This window comes from uncultured Campylobacter sp. (genome assembly GCF_938039205.1).
In the GTDB taxonomy this organism is placed as follows: Bacteria; Campylobacterota; Campylobacteria; order Campylobacterales; family Campylobacteraceae; genus Campylobacter_A.
The window spans coordinates 1-16,376 of sequence record NZ_CALHVM010000020.1 but is presented as its reverse complement, the minus strand read 5'-3'; the positions used below and the strand labels follow the sequence as shown (position 1 = coordinate 16,376).

17 protein-coding genes are annotated in these 16,376 nt (G+C 45.3%); 13 read left to right on the top strand and 4 right to left on the bottom strand.

Going from position 1 to position 16,376, the window contains the following annotated elements; genetic code table 11:
- Positions 1-115 precede the first annotated feature (115 nt).
- Positions 116-1,228 carry a peptide-methionine (S)-S-oxide reductase MsrA gene (gene msrA / locus Q0394_RS02660; RefSeq protein WP_298945448.1) on the bottom strand — a complete coding sequence of 371 codons (1,113 nt, stop codon included), beginning with the start codon at positions 1,226-1,228 and terminating at the stop codon, positions 116-118.
- Between the two features lie 487 nt (positions 1,229-1,715).
- Entirely contained in the window at positions 1,716-2,336 is a 621-nt protein-coding gene (locus Q0394_RS02655; protein WP_298945447.1) for a YigZ family protein, read from the bottom strand.
- A 96-nt stretch (positions 2,337-2,432) separates the two neighbouring features.
- Here Q0394_RS02655 and Q0394_RS02650 point away from each other — a divergent pair, with 96 nt between their 5' ends.
- The 11 genes from Q0394_RS02650 to Q0394_RS02600 all read left to right on the top strand — a co-directional run bounded on the left by Q0394_RS02650 (position 2,433) and on the right by Q0394_RS02600 (position 13,283).
- A complete protein-coding gene (locus tag Q0394_RS02650) occupies positions 2,433-4,016 on the top strand; it encodes a cyclic peptide export ABC transporter (protein ID WP_298945446.1) in 1,584 nt (527 codons plus the stop codon).
- 56 nt (positions 4,017-4,072) lie between these two features.
- Positions 4,073-4,342 carry a DUF2470 domain-containing protein gene (locus Q0394_RS02645; RefSeq protein WP_122867267.1) on the top strand — a complete coding sequence of 90 codons (270 nt, stop codon included), beginning with the start codon at positions 4,073-4,075 and terminating at the stop codon, positions 4,340-4,342.
- 252 nt (positions 4,343-4,594) lie between these two features.
- Positions 4,595-5,023 carry a TonB-dependent receptor plug domain-containing protein gene (locus Q0394_RS02640; RefSeq protein ID WP_298945445.1) on the top strand — a complete coding sequence of 143 codons (429 nt, stop codon included), beginning with the start codon at positions 4,595-4,597 and terminating at the stop codon, positions 5,021-5,023.
- Positions 5,024-6,685 (top strand): TonB-dependent receptor, encoded by a 1,662-nt coding sequence (locus tag Q0394_RS02635; protein WP_298945444.1) that lies wholly within the window; start codon positions 5,024-5,026, stop codon positions 6,683-6,685.
- A 177-nt stretch (positions 6,686-6,862) separates the two neighbouring features.
- Positions 6,863-7,492: a MotA/TolQ/ExbB proton channel family protein gene (locus tag Q0394_RS02630; RefSeq protein WP_298085566.1), complete on the top strand. Its 630-nt coding sequence runs from the start codon at positions 6,863-6,865 to the stop codon at positions 7,490-7,492.
- Positions 7,470-7,892 (top strand): biopolymer transporter ExbD, encoded by a 423-nt coding sequence (locus Q0394_RS02625; RefSeq protein ID WP_298945443.1) that lies wholly within the window; start codon positions 7,470-7,472, stop codon positions 7,890-7,892. Before Q0394_RS02630 ends, Q0394_RS02625 begins: the two co-directional genes overlap by 23 nt.
- A 50-nt stretch (positions 7,893-7,942) precedes the next feature.
- Entirely contained in the window at positions 7,943-10,015 is a 2,073-nt protein-coding gene (locus tag Q0394_RS02620) for a TonB-dependent receptor (protein WP_298945442.1), read from the top strand.
- Entirely contained in the window at positions 10,005-10,985 is a 981-nt protein-coding gene (locus Q0394_RS02615) for an iron ABC transporter permease (protein WP_298945441.1), read from the top strand. The genes Q0394_RS02620 and Q0394_RS02615 overlap by 11 nt, the downstream gene beginning before the upstream one ends.
- A 1-nt stretch (position 10,986) precedes the next feature.
- Positions 10,987-11,754, top strand: a complete 768-nt coding sequence (locus tag Q0394_RS02610; protein ID WP_298945440.1) for an ABC transporter ATP-binding protein — start codon at positions 10,987-10,989, stop codon at positions 11,752-11,754.
- A 30-nt stretch (positions 11,755-11,784) separates the two neighbouring features.
- Positions 11,785-12,606 carry an ABC transporter substrate-binding protein gene (locus Q0394_RS02605; RefSeq protein ID WP_298945439.1) on the top strand — a complete coding sequence of 274 codons (822 nt, stop codon included), beginning with the start codon at positions 11,785-11,787 and terminating at the stop codon, positions 12,604-12,606.
- On the top strand, positions 12,606-13,283 hold the full coding sequence (locus Q0394_RS02600) for an energy transducer TonB (protein ID WP_298945438.1): 678 nt from the start codon (positions 12,606-12,608) through the stop codon (positions 13,281-13,283). The genes Q0394_RS02605 and Q0394_RS02600 overlap by 1 nt, the downstream gene beginning before the upstream one ends.
- Positions 13,284-13,444: 161 nt before the next feature.
- Here Q0394_RS02600 and Q0394_RS02595 read toward each other — a convergent pair whose 3' ends face one another.
- Both Q0394_RS02595 and Q0394_RS02590 read right to left on the bottom strand, forming a co-directional pair.
- A complete protein-coding gene (locus tag Q0394_RS02595; RefSeq protein WP_298945437.1) occupies positions 13,445-14,245 on the bottom strand; it encodes an XRE family transcriptional regulator in 801 nt (266 codons plus the stop codon).
- Positions 14,246-14,474: 229 nt separating this feature from the next.
- Positions 14,475-15,287, bottom strand: coding sequence for a hypothetical protein (locus Q0394_RS02590; protein ID WP_298945436.1), 813 nt, complete (start codon positions 15,285-15,287; stop codon positions 14,475-14,477).
- 97 nt (positions 15,288-15,384) lie between these two features.
- Here Q0394_RS02590 and Q0394_RS02585 point away from each other — a divergent pair, with 97 nt between their 5' ends.
- Positions 15,385-15,600, top strand: coding sequence for a hypothetical protein (locus Q0394_RS02585; RefSeq protein ID WP_298945435.1), 216 nt, complete (start codon positions 15,385-15,387; stop codon positions 15,598-15,600).
- A partial coding sequence (locus Q0394_RS02580; RefSeq protein WP_298945434.1) for a hypothetical protein occupies positions 15,600-16,376 on the top strand: 777 nt, incomplete at its 3' end. The genes Q0394_RS02585 and Q0394_RS02580, both read left to right, overlap by 1 nt.

The following is a 16,376-nucleotide window of genomic DNA, read 5'->3' as shown; positions in this document are numbered from 1 at the left end:
GCGAAGTATTTTTTCTTTAGACGAGACGCTTTTAAATTTGGCGACGGGAGTTACCATGTAGGTAATGACCGAGCCAAATTTAAAAGCAACGAAGTATAGGGCAAAAAGACAAGCCTTACTTGGCTGAATACTGCGCGTCGAGGTACGGTATCAAGTACCCATACCCCTGCTTCTCCATCTCCTCCTTCGGCACAAACCTCAGCGCAGCGCCGTTTATGCAGTATCTTAGCCCTCCTTTGTCGCGCGGACCGTCGTCAAATACATGCCCCAAATGCGAATCCGACATCGCGGTTTTGACCTCGGTGCGTACCATACCGTGCGATAGATCGGACTTTTCGGCGATCAGGCTCGCGTCGATCGGCTTCGTAAAGCTCGGCCACCCGCAGCCAGCGTCAAATTTATCGTACGAGCTAAAGAGCGGCTGACCGTTTGTGATATCAACATAGATGCCGATGCGCTCCTCGGCGTTTAGCTCGCTGCTGTGCGGACGCTCGGTCGCAGCGCGTTTTACGACGTCGTAGGAGATGGCGCTGAGCTCATTTTTTAGCGCCGAGTCGTCTTTATTTTTGTAGTTTTGCAGATTTTGCTTCATATCACGCTTCTTGTCGCTTAAAATTTCGCCCTTTTTAGGCAAACTCTCAAAGGTCACGTGGCAGTAGCCGTGCGGGTTTTTGTCCAGATAGTCCTGATGATACTCCTCGGCTTTATATATATTTTCTAGCGGCGCGACCTCCGTTACGATGGGTGCTTTATAGTTTTTTTGTTGCTCGGCGATAAAGGCTCTGATCGCCGGCTCATCCGCCGCATCGGTGTAGTAGATGCCCGTACGGTACTGCGTGCCGCGGTCGCCACCTTGCTTGTTTAGGCTGGTCGGATCTATGGTATTAAAGTAAAATTTGAGCAAATGCGGCAGGTCGATCACATACTCGTCGTATTCGACCCAGACGGCCTCGGCGGCGTTCGTATCGCCAGTGCATACCTGCTCGTAGCTAGGGTTTGGCACCTTTGAGTTCGCGTAGCCCGTGTAGGTGCTAACCACGCCTGGAAGCTGCTTGAGATAGGCCTCCGTGCCCCAAAAACAACCGCCGGCTAGCACGATCGTTTTGTTTGCTACCGCAGGCTCCTTCGTATTATGATTCATCTGTTCTCCTTGTAAATTTAAAAATATACCTAAAAATAGCGCCAAAGCGCCGACTATTCCTGCTGTTTTTAACGTTTTGCCAAGCATTTTCGCTCCTTGTGGCTTAAATTTAGAATAAATTTGATTCTGGCAAATTTGACCGGTCTTATTTTTATGCACCAAGACCCGCGCCCTGAAAATGCTAAATTTGGTTTTGTAAAATTTAGCGTTGTACCTTAAATTTAATCTTTCTTGTTAAGGGGGAAGGGGCTTGAATTACGAAGTCGCTCCCTTCCCCCTTAACAATCCCCTATCCCCTACGACGTGAGAGGTTGCTGCACTGCGTGCAGGTTTAAATTTGCGTTTTTCAGGATGCGGGTCTCGGTGACTCAAATTTGAACATAAAACGATAAGGCGAAGTATCGCGAGATGATTTTTCGAGTTTTGAAGCAAAATTGAGCGTGCGCTAGGCATATAGCCTGCGGAGTGAAAATTTTGCGAAATCTCGGAAAAGCGCTCGCGAGACAAGCCTTAGTCAAAATCGGCGAAATTATAACCGTCTAGCATAAACCCAACGTGAATTTCACCTCTTAATTTACTCTCTCGCGGCTAACGGCAAGGCGTAGAATCTAAACCCTTCCTGCTCAAACCCGCTCGCAAATGCCTGAAATTCCTCAAATTCGGCGCTGTTAAACTCCGCTCGCCAGATCGCACCCTCCTCGTTAAATTCTCGCTCAAAGCTTAGATTTCGCTTTTCAAAATAGTGCTCAAAGCGCGAGCCAAGCGCATATGGCGTAAAAAACAGACAAAGCGATTTTATCTCAAATTTAACCAGTGCGCCGCAGCCCTCAGCCTCCTCTATCGCCGCGTTTACCGCTGCGCCATAAGCTCGCACGAGTCCGCCCGTGCCTAGCTTTATCCCGCCGAAATACCGAACGATGAGCGCGCCCGCGTTTATAAGCTGGGCGCCTCTAAGCGCGTTTAGCGAGGGTTGCCCGCTCGTGCCCTTTGGCTCGCCGTCGTCGCTTTGATTTTCCACTATCTGGCCGTAGCCGTTTCGCTCGCGCAGCGCCCACACGACGTGCGCGGCCTTTGGATGCTCGGCCTTTAGGCGCTCGTGAAGGGCTTTAAACTCGCAAATAGGACACAAAAAGCATAAAAACGTCGATTTTTTGGCTTCAGTTTTGGTCGATACGACCCGCAAAACCGTTTGCAAATTTCTCCTTTAAATAAAGCCCGATTTTAGCGAAATTTTAAAAATATTCTTATAAAATGGCGGCTAAAATGAAATAAGCTCTCAAAAAGAATGAAAATGTTTAAAAAAATATCAAAAAAAACGCTTTGGCAAATCATCGCCATGATCGTATCTAGCGCCGTTTTTAGCGGCTCTGGGATCCTGATACTAGCCTTTATCAACAAATACCTCTTAAATTTAAAAGAACAAGACGCTCAAATTTTGCTCGCATTTTTTGCGCTTTTGATTTTGTTTTTGGGCTTTTCGGTGCTCTCGCGCATCGCTCTTAGCGTAATCGGCAACGACTTTGTCTACGAGCTGCGAGCCAAAACGATAAAACGGATCCTAGATACCGCAAATCAAAAAATCGTAGCCGCGGGCAAGTCAAATTTGATCGCCTCGCTCTCAAGCGACGTGCGCAGCCTAACCGACGGCTTTATGCAAGTGCCAAGCATTATCCAAGGCGTGCTTATCATCGGCGCGACGGGCGCTTACGTGCTTTACATCTCGGCCGAGATTTTCGTGTTTTTGGTGCTTTGGATGAGCGCGGCGACATGGATTTGCCGATACTTCATCAAAAATATCCACAAATACTACGAACAATGCCGTAACGGCGAGGATGCGCTGTACCGCGACTATCAGACCTGCATCGAGGGGCATAGGGAGCTTAGCTTAAATTTAGCCCGCGCAAAGCGGCTTTTTTGGAACCGCTTTATCCCAAACGCAAAAAGCCTGCGCGAAAACATCGTAAAAGCCGAGATCCATCAATCCTTTATGAGCAACTGGCTAAACACCGTGATGTTAGGCGCCGTGGGTATCGAGATATATTTTTGCCTAGCCTACGACGCCGCAAGCCTGCAAGACGCGATCACGGTTGCGCTAGCGATACTTTTTTTGCGAGCGCCTCTCATGATGCTGCTTTACTCGGTGCCTAGCGTATTTCGCGCGCGTATCGCTTACGAGCGGCTAAAAAAGCTAGACCTAGCGCCCTTTGAGCCGGAGTTTGAGTTGGGCGAGACGGCTCCGCAAATTTGGCAAAAACTACGCCTAAAAGATATAAATTTCGCCTACGACGAGGGGAGCGAATTTGCGCTAAAAGATATAAATTTAGAAATTAAGCGCGGCGAGACGGTCTTTTTGATCGGTAAAAACGGTAGCGGCAAAAGTACGCTATTTATGATTTTAGCAGGGCTTTTAGCGCCAAAAAGCGGCGAGATGTTCGCAGATGACGTCAAGATCACCGAGTCAAATTTAAAAAGCTACGCAAACACGATCAGCGCGGTGTTTAGCGACTTTTATCTCTTTGACGAGGTTATGAGCGACGATCTGGCACTGATAGAGGGGCTGCTAAAAAAGATGTCGATAGAAAACAAAGTAAGCGTAAAAGACGGGAATTTTAGCACGCTAAATCTCTCCCAAGGCCAGAAAAAGCGCCTCGCGATGGTCGCGGCGTTGCTTGAAAAGCGTAAATTTTTGATCCTTGACGAGTGGGCGGCCGATCAAGACCCCGAGTTTAGGCGGCATTTTTATACGGAGTTTTTGCCAGGGCTTAAGGCGCAAGGCTACACTGTTTTTGCGATCAGCCACGACGATGCGTATTTTGACGTGGCGGATAAAATTTACGAGATACGAAACGGGCAAATCGCGCTCGTTAAGGGCTAAATTTCAGCTAAAGATGGTTAAAATAACGGATATCATTTTAAAATCAAGGAGACATAATGCAGCTAAGCGAAGAGGCAAGAGAAGCCAAAGAGATGGCGCTAGGTATGATGAATGATAACTTCATCGGCCTTACAGAGGATATGTGCGCGAAATTTGGCGGCTTTACGAACCCGCAAAACGTCAAAATGACCGATATCACCGAGGACGGCATGCACATCGCGTGCGATGAGGGCGAGGTCTTCGTGCCGTTTGAGAAAAAAGCCGAACTAACGGTCGAGAGCCTACGCGACGAGGTCATAAACGTCGTAAATAGCATGGAGGGGTAATCCTCTCTTGCTTCTTTAGCGGGAGCGCAAATTTACCGCGCTTGCTTGTTTTTACGCCAAATTTAACCCTCAAATTTAAACCCTCCAAACTTTACTTCGCATCAAATTTGTTTTAAGTATTTTAAATTTGATCTTTAAATTTTACGATTTAAACGCTCAAAATCGTCTGCAAATTTAAATAAAAAATATCATCTAAATTTACTAACGAAAATTTTATCATTATTAATTATGATAAAACCAAAGGGAGTTAAAATGAGCAAAAAAAGATTAGGTGCGCAAGGCGGCAAATTTATACTTTTGTCGCTAGCTGCAGACGCAAGCCTAAACGCGCAAACCCAAAACGTCACGTTAGACGCCGCCATAGTAACGGCGACGGGTTTTGAAAGCGCGCTAAAAGAAGAGACTAGAAATATATTCGTCGTAACCAAAGCAGACGTCGAGGCCTACGGCTACCGCTCGGTAAAAGAGCTCGTAGAAAAGATCCCTAGCGTCGATTTCGTCAGCACCTCAAGCCTAGGCGAAAACATAGACATGCGCGGACAAGGCATGCGCGGAGACGGCGCGACGCCAACTATGGCCGTAAAAATCATGCTAAACGGAGTGCCGATAAATATGGTCGATGCGGCGCACGGCATCATACCGCTTGAGATGATCGCGATCGAGGACATCGAGCAGGTCTAAGTGACGCCAGGAGGCGGAGCAGTGCTCTACGGCAGCGGCACTAGAGGCGGCGTGGTAAATATCATCACCAAGCAAAAGCCGCGCGATTTTTTCGCAAACGTGAGCTCCAAGATAGGCTCGTATAGCTACCGCGACGCCGCAGCCACCGTCGGCGGAAACGTGAGCGAGGATCTGTTTTTAAAATTTAGTGGCAAAGCATTCAGTCAAAAAGGCTACAGACACGACTACAAGGAGTGCGGATACTATCTAAGCGGCGGACTAAACTACAAATTTAACGACTCCCACTCGCTAAATTTGACGCCTAGTATCTTTAAATCAAAAAGAAACGATCCTGGCACCCTAACCCAAGACCAAGTCTCGCAAAACCGAAGACAAAACGCAAATAACGGCCTAACAAAGCTCTTTGAAAACGAAAAAATCGACGTTAACGCCGTTTGCGAGGGCAAATTTAACGACTTTTACTCGGTAAATTTGATGCCGTATTATCAAAAAATAAAAATCAAAACTTCATCGACCGAGTCGGCTCGCGGCGTGCGCTATCCGATGGAGGGGCTTTTCGGCGATAAAAAATACGGCGTAAATTTTAAAAACAAGCTCGACTACGGCAGCGGCGAGTTTATCTTTGGCTACGACTACGAGCAAAACAAAGGCGAGAGAGAGTCGCACTACGAGGTGAAAACATCGCCCGTGATAAGCCTAAAGCACGACACGACGCTAGATCTACAAAAGACCACTCACGCATTTTATTTTATGGAAAAGCATAAATTTACCAAGCTTTTTGATCTGAGCTTTGGGTATAGATTTGAGCTTGCGCAGTACGAGGCTAGCAGAGTTTCAGACATGAAGGGCTTTAGAAACGGCATACCTTTTCCTCCGATGACTAGCTACAACGCCATAAGCGACGGCAGAGATATCGATAACCACGCGTTTGAGTTTACGCCAAATTTCAGATACTCAGACACTGGAAACGTCTATTTTAAATTTGAGCGCGGCTACATCTCGCCCTCGCCTTCTCAGCTAACCGACAAAGATCAGGTGACCAAGCAATATAAATTTAACGATCTAAAATCGGAAAAATTTAACACCTACGAGATCGGACTAAAAGATCACGTCGCGAGCATGCCGGTAAACGCTACCGTGTTTTTAACCGATACTAGCGACGAGATAGCCTATGTCGAGCTCGGGGCCAACCACGGAGACGCTTGGAAATACTACAACATCGCAAAAACTAGACGCTACGGATTTGAGTTTTTTAGCAGGCAAAATCTCTTTGATAGGCTGATTTTAAGCCAGTCCTACGCCTACGTAAACGCCACAATCAAAAAAGGCGATAACGCGGGCAAAGAGGTACCGTACGTCTCAAAACACAAATTTATATTCGGCGCGGACTACGAGATCGTGAACGACTTGCACTTGTTTGCGGACTATAAATTTTACTCAAAGAAAAAGGACGTAAACTACGACGACATCTCATCTCGCAGCATCGTGGACGCGGGCGTTTCGTATAAATTTAAAAACGGATTTGGCATAACAGGAGGCGTAAAAAATCTCTTTAACAAAAAATACTACGACTACCAAGGCAAAAACAACCAAACCGGCATCTACGAGTACAGTCCGGCAAACGAGAGAAACTACTACGTAGAGTTTAAGTACACCTACTAAACCGCTAAATTTAGGGCTTTACGCCCTAAATTTGCCTTTTTGGACGCTCCGTTTTTTTCTGCGAAACGTTATTTGGATTTTGTTATCTAACGTTATGAAATCTCGTCAAATTTTATTACCGATTAATGATAGCAGCGGTATAATAAACCGCTTTTGATAATTAATATTAGGATTAAAATGTTTGAGTATATAGAAGTCGGCGGTATATTTATGTGGCCGATATTTTGCCTCTCGGTGCTCGGTATCGCGGTGCTTCTTGAAAAGGGAGCGTATTTTTTATTTACCGAGATAGATGCGACTAGTTCGTTTAAGATCAAGCTTTGCAATCTCATTTTAGAAGGCGACTACGCAAAAATCAAAGAATTTTGCAAAAGCTACAAAAACTCGCTTGCTAAAACCGCGCTTTTCGTCGCGGAAAATTTGGGCGAAGGCGCTAGCAAAACGCAGATCGACTACATCGCCGAGGAGGCCGTATCCATGCAGCTAACCTCGCTTGAGCGGCGCACGTGGATACTGGGACTTTGCGCGAGCGCGAGCCCGCAGCTAGGCCTGCTTGGCACGATAGTTGGTATGATAAAGGCCTTTAGCGGACTTAGCGGCGGAGTGGACGCTCCGCTAGTTGCGGTCGGTATCTCCGAGGCGCTTTATACGACGGCTTTTGGGCTTATAGTGGCGATTCCTTGCGTGATATTTTTTCTTATGATTAGCAAGAAAATAGATTTCATCCTAAACGATCTAAACCGCATTATGAGCCTGTTTGGCCGCAGTTTTGAAAGGAGAAGCTGTGAAGTATGTCCGCAGAGATAAATCCAGATACGCCGGCATCTCGATGTTAAATTTGATCGACGTGATATTTGTGCTTTTGCTATTTTTTATGGTCACGACCTCTTTTAACAAATTTGCCCACATCGACATCGCCCTGCCCCAAAGCGCGTCAAATTTGGACGAAAAAGATACCAAAAACGTCGAGGTTTTTTATCTACTTAACGGCGAAGTGCTTTTGAGTATAAACGGCGAGCAAAAAAGCTTAAATTTAGCAGATCTAGCCGCGCAAATCGCAAATTTAACCCCAAAGCAAAAAGAGAGCGTCAAACTAAACGCCGATGAAGCGATAAACTACGGCGAGGTCGTAAATTTGATCTCTATTTTAAAAGATAGCGGCACGCAAAACGTCGAGCTAAATATCAAGAAAAAGCCCAAAGGATAGAAAATGAACCCGGTTTTATCTCCCTGTAAATTTAACCAAGGAGAACAACTATGATTGCTAAATCAAGCAAAGGAGCTATCGCGCTTTCGCTGATAGCAAGTATAAATTTATATGCCGCAGATAGCGACTCCACTAGACTAGACGCCACCGTCATAACCACGACTGGCTTTGAGAGCGCGCTAAAAGACGAGGTTAGAAACGTAACGGTAATAACCGCAAAAGAGATAGAGGATCGAGGATACCGCGATATCAAAGAAGCTCTCGAAAAGGCTCCTGGCGTCAGCCTAAACGGCAACAACGTAGATATGCGCGGACAAGGTTCCAGAAGGAGCTCGTCGGCTAGATCGACCACGACCGTAAAGGTGATGGTGGACGGCGTCGCGCTAAACATGATCGACACTACTCCAACTAGAATCCCCGTAGATATGATACCTATCGAGGACGTAGATAGGATAGAGATAGTCCCTGGGGGCGGCACCGTGTTATACGGCAGCGGCACGATGGGAGGCGTGATAAATATCATCACCAAAAAGAGCAAAAAGAAATTTTACGCCGGCGTATCTAGCAAGCTAGCCTCCTACTCCTATAAAGACGTAGCCCTAAACGTCGGCGGCGGAGTAACCGACGCACTATCTTTAAAACTAAACGCGAAGAAATCTGACTCAAACGGTTATAGACGCGGAGATAAAACCAAAGAGGACTACGTCTCGGGCGGCCTAACCTATCAGATAACGGACGATCAGGCGCTATCTATAAACTCAAGCTATTTTAAAGACAAAAGCCGCACCACCGGCGCCCTAAGCAAAGCTCAGCTAGAGCAAGACAGAAGACAAGCAGGATCAAGTAAAACCGACTATCTAAACAAAAGAGTTAGCGTAAACGCCGACTACTCTATAAATTTAAACGATGCGCTGACGTTTAATCTATCGCCTTACTATCAAAAACTAACTATGGACTCCTATAGCGCCTACAAAGACGGTGGCAGCGGAGCGCTAGGGCTAACCGACAAACAAGCCGGGGCTAAATTTAAGGGCAAATACGGCTACGGCAGCGGAGATTTTATATTCGGTTACGATTTTTTAAGACAAGAGGCCAAAAGATCTATACGCTCGAAATCCACCGGAAGACGCGGCCCTATCATGGTAAGCGCCGACGTCACGACCAAATTTGACGTAGAAAAGAAAACGCATTCGTTTTACGTGTTAGAAAAGCACGACTTCACCGATCAGTTTTCTTTGAGCGCAGGGTATAGGTTCGAGCTAGCTAGAAACGATATGGATAGGCGCTCAAACTCCGTAGTAAAGATGACGCCTGGCCGGACGATAACTAGCGCTTCGTCCTTTAAAGGCAAGAAAAACTCGGACAACCACGCCTTTGAGATAACGCCTAGCTTTAAATACTCAGACACCGGCAACGTTTATTTTAAATTTGAGCGCGGATTCGTCTCGCCCTCGCCCGTTCAGTTTGTGGATAAGCCAAACAGAACCGACTACGTAGTAAACAATCTAAAATCCGAAACCTACCAAACCTACGAGCTTGGCGTGAGAGATATGATCTATGATAATTTCATAAGCGCGACCGTGTTTTTAACCGATACGAAAAACGAAATCTACACCAGAACGCTCACAAATAACATAACCGACGGCTGGTTTTTTATAAATTTAGACGACGTCAGGAGATACGGAGCCGAGCTCTACGCCGAGCAGCAAATTTTAGACAATCTAAAAACCAGCCAGACCTTCTCCTACGTAAAAGCCGAATTTAAAAAAGGCAACAACAAAGGCATGGAGGTGCCGACCGTACAAAAGAGCAAATTTGTCGCTAGCATCGACTACGAGCCGATCAAGGATTTAAATTTACTCCTTGACGTCAAATACCTATCAAAGCTAAAAAGAGCTATCTACTCGGGCGTGACCGATATCTCGGGCTACGAGACGCAAACCGTGTCTAGAACGCTAGTAGATCTTGGCGCGAAGTATAAATTTAAAGGCGGATTTTCGGTTTCTGCTGGAGTTAAAAATTTATTCAACAAAAAATACAACTCCTATCAAAGCGAGCTAGAGGACATATACGAGCCCGCCGACGAGAGAAACTACTACGTAGAGTTTAAGTATGCCTACTAAAAACGGAGTTACGGCGGTTTTGGCGGTGCTTACGGCGCTGCTTTTTATATTTTCGCTTAGTCTTGGCGGCGCCGATATCTCGTGGCAAGATATCATCAAATTTGCAAGCGGCGGCGAGATAGACGAGATAAAGGAAACCATCCTGCTAGAAATCCGCCTGCCGCGCGTCATAATGGCCTTTTTGATCGGTATGCTGTTAGCAAGCTCCGGCGTCGTCGTGCAAAGCGTGTTTTTAAACCCGTTAGCCGATCCCTACATCATCGGCATCGCCTCCGCCGCGACCTTTGGCGCCGTGGCGGCCTATCTTTTAAAGCTTCCCGATTTTTACTACGGCGTGTTTGCCTTTTTTAGCGCGGCGATACTTTCAGTGCTAATCTTTAAACTCTCTAAAAAAGGCAAATCCATCGCCACGCTTCTTATCATCGGTATCGCGTTTTCGTCGTTTTTGGGCGCGTTTACGAGCTTTGCGACCTACCTCATCGGCGAGGATAGCTTTAAGATAGTAGCGTGGATGATGGGCTACGTGGGCTCTGCCAACTGGGAAAAGATCGCCTACATCAGCGTTCCTCTCGTGCTATCTATGGCGTATTTTTACTTTAAGCGATTTGAGTTAAACGTCATCCTAAGCGGCGACGAAGAGGCTCAAAGCCTAGGCGTGGACGTCGAAAAGATGAAAAAACACCTACTCATCGTCTCGTCTTTAGCCGTGGCGTTTTCGGTCGCGTTTACGGGCATGATAGGCTTTGTGGGCCTCATCATCCCGCATACGCTGCGCATGATACTAAAAACCTCGAGTAACATCGTTTTGATACCAATTAGCGCCTTTGCGGGCGGATTTTTCCTGCTAGCCTGCGACACGATAGGCAAAAGCGTCCTAAGCCCGACCGAGGTGCCTATCGGCGTGGTTACGGCGTTTTTTGGCGCTCCGTTTTTTCTATTTTTAGCTATCCGTTCAAGCAGGAGCATATAAGGTGAAAGTAGAAAAACTATGCTTTAGCTACGGCAAAAAAGAGATACTAAAAAACGTAAATTTAAGCCTCAAAAACGGTCGTTTCGTAGGGATTTTGGGCCCAAACGGCTGCGGCAAATCCACTCTTTTAAAAAATATCCTAAGAATTTTATCGCCAAATAGCGGCGTGATCACGCTAGAAAACAAAAAGCTGGAGGATTATTCGCTAAAAGAGCTGGCTAAAATTTTAGGCTTCGTGCCGCAAAAAACGGTTCTAAGCATGCCCCTAACGGTCGAAGATATCGTGCTAACAGGGCGCTTTTGCCATCTAAAAAGCCAGTTTAGCGGATACGACGCAAACGACGTAGCCAAAACCTACGAGATCATGCGCCTGCTTGACGTAGAGCAGTTTGCCAAACGCAGCGCCCACTCTTTAAGCGGCGGCGAATTTCAGCGCGTACTGCTTGCTAGAGCGCTAGTTAGTGAGCCAAAGATTTTGCTTCTTGACGAGCCTACGAGCGCGCTGGATCTAAACTACGGGGTTCAGATGCTAAAGATCTGCGAGGATTTGACCAGAGAGCTAAATTTACTCTCCGTAGCCGTGCTACACGATCTAAATTTAGCCGCTATGTTTTGCGACGAACTCGTGATGCTAAAAGACGGCGAGATACGCTACGCAGGCACGGCAAAGCAGCTTTATACGAAAGAAATTTTATATGAAATTTACGGACTAGACTGCGAAATTTTAGAACACGACGGGATGCCGTTCGTCGTGCCCGTAAAGCGATAAATTTACAAATCAAATTTGAAAGGATTTTCTATGAAAAAAATAGCCGCACTTTTACTTGCAGCCGGTTGTCTTTTGGCGAATTTAACCGCAAACGCGCCCAAAAAACTAGTCGTACTAGACCCATCAGTCGTCGAGATAGTCTATATGCTAGGCGCGCAGGATCAGCTAGCGGCCATCGCTACGCTTCAGTTTTCTAAAATTTGGCCCGAGGATCAAACCGTAAAGCTAAAAAGCGTAGGCACGTACACAAAGCCAAATATCGAGCAGATCGTCGAGCTAAAGCCCGATCTTGTTATCACCAGCTTTCACTCGGCAAACGTAAACGAGAGCCTTGCTAAATTTAACCTAAAAACCCTCACGCTAAAAGCAGATAGCGTCGGCGATATCTACAAAAATATCGAAGAAATCGGCAAAGTAACAGGCAAAGAGCAAAAAGCAAGCGAAGTCGTAAACGAGATAAAATCCAAAATCGACTCTTTTGCAACCAGCGAAGTAAAGGGCAAAAAGATACTAGCGGTATTTTCCTCGACGCCGCTTACGGGCTTTAGCTCAAAGACGCTGCCGGGCGATATCTTTAACAAACTCGGACTAAAAAACATCGCCGATAGCGTAGAGGGCTCGACTCCGATCGTCTCGACAGAGTTTATCTTATCGCAAAATCCAGACTTTATCGTCGTTATCGGCGGTATGGGCGGAGATGGCGAAAATTTCCTAAAACAAAATCCGGTACTTAAAAAAACGACCGCCGCAAAAAACGGCAAAGTACTCACCGTGCCCTCCTCGCTGCTACTTAGAGGAACGCCTCGCATAGGCGAAGCCGTAGATAAATTTTACGAGATGCTAAGTAAATAATGCGCTATTTTCTAGTCTCGCTCGTTTTAAATTTGGCTCTGCTTTTTTTGCCGTTAAACTCGCGCCAGATAGAGAGCGCAAAACCGCAAGAAACGATCAAGATAAAGCTAAATTTGAGGCAAGAAGAGCCCAGCAAAGAGACTAGAGAGTATATGCCGCCTCAAAGCGCGGAGCCGCTAGAAAAACCTATGGAATGGCTGCAAGAAACACAGCCCAAACCGATCAAATTTGAGCCCGAGCCCGAGCTCAAGCCCGAAATTTTAGAACCAAAGCCGGTAGAGCCGGAACCCAAAAAGCCAAAGGAGGAGAAAAAGCAACCCCCAAAGCCAAAAATAAAAAAGCAAATTTCGCCAAAGCAGGCGCAAACGGTAAAAGAGGAGTCTAAATTTGAACCAGTACCAGCACCGAGTCAAATTTTACCCGCCGAGCAAAGCTCGCTGCCTAGCTCAAATTTAGCCCCCGCAAAGCAGCCTGCCGCGCAAGATAGCGGCGAAGCAAAAGATCAAAACGCGTGCAAAGAGGGCGTGGGCTTTACCGTGGCGCGCGAGCCCGAGGCCAAATATCCCAAAAAAGCGCTCATGCTGCGGCTAAGCGGGACATTTAAGGTCGAGGTTGATTTTAAATTTTGTAAATTATCGTATGAAATGAGAATTTTAGGTCAAAGAAAAAAGAGCTAGATAAGTGCGTAGTGGTGGGGGTTTGAGATGAGATTTTTCTCATTTCAATGAAATTGACAAAGTGTTGAAAAGGGTTGCGAACAGTTGACAAAAATCATACACTTTGGCGACAGCGGTTAGAAAAGCGTAAAAAAGTGTTTAGAGTAGCGATAGAATGGGCGTTATGTCGCAATAATATTCGACGACATCACTTTTTTTACTACGCCCACGATATTGAGCTGCTCAAGCTCATCTTCTTCTATAACGATATCTTCATAAAAATTATTCATAGAAGTTAGCCTAACGTTCCTTTTTATGGGGTCTCGAAGCAACTTTTTAACATACAAATCGCCGCCTAAATTCGCAATCACTATCTCACCGTTGCTTGCCTCGCTCGTAGGCTTAACTAGCACCATATCGCCGTTTTTAACCAGCGGCTCCATACTATCGCCCAATACGCTGATAACATCGTATTCTTGAGGGATTACGCGCAAAATTTTACTCAAAAATTTAGCCGTCACCTCAATGATCTCAAAGCTCTCATCGTCGTTGTTTGCGCCGTAACCGGCAGCCGCGCTTACGTTGTCGAAAAAGCGTAAATTTATTATCTTGTTTTTATTGCCCGAGGCGATCTCGTCAAGTTTTTTCATTTTTTCGGATTGGGAGACAGAATTTTGATTATTGGGAGACACTTTTTTGTTTTGGGAGACACTTTTAGCACTTACGACACTACTAACGTCATCTTTGTCGGCACTTACGACACTACTAACGTCAGTACTTACGTCAAAATTTTCATCCAAAAAATAACTAACTTGAATTTCAAAAATTTTAGCCATTTCTTGCACTATTTTTATATCAGGAATGCTTGTTCCATACTCATAATTTTGTAAAGTTCTACTTGTTATATTGAGTTTACTTGCCAGTTCTGCCTGATTTAAGCCTCGTTCCTCTCTTGCAATACGAATTTTTTTTCCTAAATCCACATTTACCCCTTGACAAGACGAAAATATTTTCGTATAATACTTTTAATTTTATTTCAAAATTATACTTTTTTAAAGTTTAATTTAAATTAAAACTTGTTCTTTAAATTTTTCATTGTTAAGGTAAAAAGGAGATCCTATGGACGACTTTGTTTGGTGGATAGTATTCGTACTATGCAGCTATGCGTTTTTGTTTGATGAATAGTTCTCCGCCAGAGGGCGGAGAAGAGGGCTATTTTTTGTCTTTCTCGCCGGATGTCGCGGTATCCGTCTGGTTTTGGTCGCTTGACGTGATATTGTAGCCGCCACCTTCGGTCCAAGACTCGTTATTGATGCTTTCGCGATTATTTGCTTGCAATACGGCCGGCTTAATCTCTGCAACGGATTTAAAAGCCGGACGAGTATCATTGGTTAAATCGGTACTAACTTTGACGTCTTTTTGTTCTTCAGCCATATTTTCACCTCCTTTCATGGGATATATAGAAACGACTGCGAGAGAAAAAATAAAAAATAATGTAGCAAGAGATAGATATATAGCGCGTCTTAGCATTTTACCGGCTTTAGCCATGCTTTTTGCGGCGATGTCTAAAGCTTTTGTCGTGACGTCAAGCATAGCTATCAATCCATTGACGTGTTCATAATCGTCTTGATTGATATTGTCTCGAAAATAGTTATTATCAAGGTGCGCGGTGGGTCTATCGGCGCTTTCTTTAATAGCCATCAAGCAGACGATCGCCGTGCAGATAACGGTTAGCGAAATAAGAACTAAAAAATACGCTTGACATACATTAATTATTCTGTCAGGTTTTACGAAGTAAAAAACGGCGCCCAAGGAGCTAAACGATAGCCATAAAAACATCCTTATCAGGGTAAGCTGAAACGGGATTATCGAGGTAGTTATATTATCTAAATCTTTGCGCTTAGCTTCGAGATTTAGTTTTAAATTTTTTTCGTAGTTTTCTATCTTTTTTGCGGCCGAATTTTTATCGTGCTGATCGCAATCTGTCACTACTTGTTCGGGGTGACGTTTAAAAAAACCAAACATCAAAAACTCCTTTGTGGTTTTTATAGTTAATAAACATTATAGCGAGCAAGGACTTAAAATTTTTACTTTAACAATGAAAAACAAGAAAGGAGCGTAAATGATAAAGCAGTATTTTAAAGATAACGGCATAAACATAAAATGGTGGGCAAATAAGCACGGCCTGGACTATCTCACTACCTACTACGTTGTAAACGGCAAACTCACGGGCAAAAACTACAGCAACGGCAACACTAAGGCGGTATTTTTAGCCTTAAAAAAAGAGAAGATCATATCTACGCTACCGCAGGGGCTACGAAAAAGGAAGGCTAGTTAATGTGGGTAAATTCTAAGCGGGCTGCGGAAATTTTGGGCGTAAATTTAAGGAAACTGCAAAGATGTGTAGTTAAAGCCCAAAATGATAGGCAAAAATTTTTAACTATTGATACGAAATATTTTTCGTATTCATACATAGATGGCATAGGTCGCGGGGGTAAAACCCTTCAAATTTGGATCGACGATAACTTGAGCGGCGACGAAACCTCCGCTCATGGCTCGACAAACGGTGCAAGCGACGCGCAAATGCCTATAAATTTAGACGCAAATAGCGAATTTTCACGGGCGGATGAGGCCTTTAGGGTAAATTTGGGAAATAACGCATCCGTCCGTCCGTTAAAGTTCGTTAAAGGAGAAGAGTATGGAAGCGGGCGAGATAATAATGCTGCTATCGCTAACGATCTTGTTAGTAGGCGCGATAGGAGCCGTGGGGCTAGTGGTGCTCGGGATACTGGCGCAAGTCAAGGAAATGAGGAAGTAAACGCCGTTTATACGGTCTCTAACCTAGAGGAGTTAAAAAGTGGAAGTATTGGTTTGGATCATAGCGGCGACCTTGCTGCTGGGCGGAAAAATAAAAATCTCGACGCCGTCGTTAATCGTGATCTGCGCCACCATAGTTCTAGTGAAGATAATAGAGCGGCTCTAGCTCGCAAAGTCCTAGATAAATCAGAAGTCCTAGGCTACGCCAAGCTATACGGCGTAAAGGCCGCGGCGCAGGCTTTCGGGGCAAAAGAAAAGAGCATATACCGCTGGCAAAAAGAGTTTGCCCAAAAAGGC

Coding starts and splice junctions, on each gene's coding strand:
- msrA (WP_298945448.1), bottom strand. CDS start 1,228: ATGCTTGGCAAAACGTTAAAAACAGCAGGAATAGTCGGCGCTTTGGCG.
- Q0394_RS02650 (WP_298945446.1), top strand. CDS start 2,433: ATGTTTAAAAAAATATCAAAAAAAACGCTTTGGCAAATCATCGCCATG.
- Q0394_RS02645 (WP_122867267.1), top strand. CDS start 4,073: ATGCAGCTAAGCGAAGAGGCAAGAGAAGCCAAAGAGATGGCGCTAGGT.
- Q0394_RS02640 (WP_298945445.1), top strand. CDS start 4,595: ATGAGCAAAAAAAGATTAGGTGCGCAAGGCGGCAAATTTATACTTTTG.
- Q0394_RS02630 (WP_298085566.1), top strand. CDS start 6,863: ATGTTTGAGTATATAGAAGTCGGCGGTATATTTATGTGGCCGATATTT.
- Q0394_RS02620 (WP_298945442.1), top strand. CDS start 7,943: ATGATTGCTAAATCAAGCAAAGGAGCTATCGCGCTTTCGCTGATAGCA.
- Q0394_RS02615 (WP_298945441.1), top strand. CDS start 10,005: ATGCCTACTAAAAACGGAGTTACGGCGGTTTTGGCGGTGCTTACGGCG.
- Q0394_RS02605 (WP_298945439.1), top strand. CDS start 11,785: ATGAAAAAAATAGCCGCACTTTTACTTGCAGCCGGTTGTCTTTTGGCG.
- Q0394_RS02600 (WP_298945438.1), top strand. CDS start 12,606: ATGCGCTATTTTCTAGTCTCGCTCGTTTTAAATTTGGCTCTGCTTTTT.
- Q0394_RS02590 (WP_298945436.1), bottom strand. CDS start 15,287: ATGTTTGGTTTTTTTAAACGTCACCCCGAACAAGTAGTGACAGATTGC.
- Q0394_RS02585 (WP_298945435.1), top strand. CDS start 15,385: ATGATAAAGCAGTATTTTAAAGATAACGGCATAAACATAAAATGGTGG.